Below are 2,211 nucleotides of genomic sequence, written 5' to 3' on the forward strand. Positions count from 1 at the left end.
TCCGGGAGCCTAGGGTGCGGATATGCGGGGGATCACATGACGTACGACGACGCACACGGCAGCGGCGCCAGCGGCAGCAGCGGCCTGTCGCTCCGCCTGGGCGACGCGGTACTCGCGATCGTCGTCGGCGCCATCGTGGTGGTGGCCGCGGCTCTCGACGGCCGCGCGGATGCCCTGGACTACGCCCTCATCGGCGCCGGGTCCCTGGCGCTGGCCGGGCACCGCACGGCCCCACGCGGCGTCCTCGCCGTCACCACGCTGTGCCTGTCCGGCTATGTGCTGCACGCGCACCCCGCGGCGGTGGCCGCGATCCCGGTGGCGGGCGCCGTACACACGGCCGCCCGGGCCGGGCACCGGGCACTCGGCGCGGGCGCCGCGGTGCTCTTCCTCGCGGTCTACCTGGCGGCCGGACCCGTGTCGGCGGCGCACGGCAACCGGACACTGCTGCTCGCGGGCTGGTTCCTGTGCTCCGTGGTCACCGGCCTCGCCGACAAGAACTGGCAGGCCTATCTGCGCCAGACCGAACAGCGCGCCCTGGAGGCCGAACGCACCCGCGAGGAGGCGGCGCTGCGCCGGGCCGGCGAGGAACGGCTGCGGATCGCCCGCGAGTTGCACGACTCGCTCACCCACAGCATCTCGATCGTCAAACTGCAGGCGGGAGTCGCGGTCCATCTGGCGCGCAAACGCGGCGACGAGGTGCCACCCGCGCTGCTCGCCATCCAGGAGGCCAGCGGCGAGGCGATGCGCGAACTCCGCGCCACCCTTGAGGTCCTGCGCGACGAGCCGCCCGGCCGGATCGACGAACTGGTCGCGCGGGCACGGTCGGCGGGCCTCGCCGTGGACCTGACGGTCACCGGTGAGGGCGGTGAGCTGCCTCCCGAGGTCGACCGTGCCGCGTACCGCATCGTGCAGGAGGCGCTGACCAACGCTGCCCGGCACGCGGGCCCCGCCAAGGTCGCCGTCCGCATCGCCTGCGGCGACGGCGCGTTGACTGTCCAGGTGAGGGACGACGGGCGCGCCTCGCCGGACCAGCCCTTCGCACCCGGCACCGGACTCACCGGCATGCGCGAGCGGGTCACCGCGCTCGGCGGCACCCTGGACGCGGCGCCACGCGCCGACGGCGGCTTCGCCGTACACGCCAGGCTCCCGCTGAGCCGACACCGGCCGTCCGAGTCCCCACCGGGCCAACAGCCGTCCGAGTCTCCATCGGGCCACCAGCCGTCCGAGTCCCCACCAGGCCACCAGCCGTCCGAACTCCCGCTGGAGGCACCGTGATCCGGGTGGTACTCGTCGACGACCAGGCGCTGATGCGGGCCGGGTTCCGCGCGCTGCTCGACGCCGAGGACGACATCGACGTCGTCGGCGAGGCAGCCGACGGCGAGCAGGGACTCGCCCTCATCCGCGAACAGATCCCCGATATCGCCCTGGTCGACGTCCAGATGCCGGTGATGACCGGCATCGAGGCGACCCGGCACATCGCCGCCGACCCGCGCCTCGACGCCGTACGCGTCGTGATGCTCACCAACTACGGCCTGGACGAGTACGTGTTCGACGCGCTGCGGGCCGGTGCGAGCGGCTTCCTGCTCAAGGACACCGAACCGGCCGACCTGCTCCAGGCGATCGAGGTCGTGGCCGGCGGCGACGCACTGCTCTCGCCCTCGGTCACCCGGCGCCTGATCGGCGAGTTCGTCGCCCGCCCACCCGACCGGCACACCGCGCCGGGCCTGGAACACCTCACCCGCCGCGAACGGGAGGTCACCGCGCTCGCCGCGCGCGGACTGAGCAACGAGGAGATCGCGGCGCACATGGTGATCAGCCCGCACACGGCGAAGACGCACGTCAGCCGCTCGATGACCAAACTCGGGGCGCGCGACCGGGCCCAACTGGTGGTGTTCGCCTACGAGACGGGCCTGGTGACGGCGCGTGGCCAGAGCGGCACGGGCACCGCGTCCGGGGCATGAGACGTCCGGGGCATGAGACGTCCGGAGCATGAGACATGATCGACGCATGACCGCGATACGCCCTGCCCGTGCCCGTGCCCGTGCCCGTGCCCGCGCCTGTATCCGTACCCGCGCATGTGCCCTGCTCGTCGCCGCCGCCCTGGCCGCCCTCGCCACCGGATGCGGCACCGGGCCGGAAGCGGACCGGGTACGGACCCCCGAGGGCGGCGGCCCCCTCCCGTCGGTGACCCCGCCGTACCCGTCGGCCGAC

General features: G+C 73.9%; 3 protein-coding genes. All 3 read left to right on the plus strand.

The features are described from left to right. Window positions 1–36 precede the first annotated feature (36 nt). Window positions 37–1,275, plus strand: coding sequence for a sensor histidine kinase (locus tag U9R90_RS35650; RefSeq protein WP_411061603.1), 1,239 nt, complete (start codon window positions 37–39; stop codon window positions 1,273–1,275). Then, complete coding sequence (locus U9R90_RS35655) at window positions 1,272–1,961, plus strand: response regulator (RefSeq protein WP_411061604.1); 690 nt, start codon at window positions 1,272–1,274, stop codon at window positions 1,959–1,961. Before U9R90_RS35650 ends, U9R90_RS35655 begins: the two co-directional genes overlap by 4 nt. 46 nt (window positions 1,962–2,007) lie before the next feature. Then, window positions 2,008–2,211, plus strand: a 204-nt coding sequence (locus U9R90_RS35660) for a hypothetical protein (protein ID WP_411061606.1), incomplete at its 3' end; no start/stop codon positions are given.

Origin of the sequence: Streptomyces sp. E11-3 (assembly GCF_046540415.1) — a bacterium.
Taxonomy (GTDB): domain Bacteria; phylum Actinomycetota; class Actinomycetes; order Streptomycetales; family Streptomycetaceae; genus Streptomyces.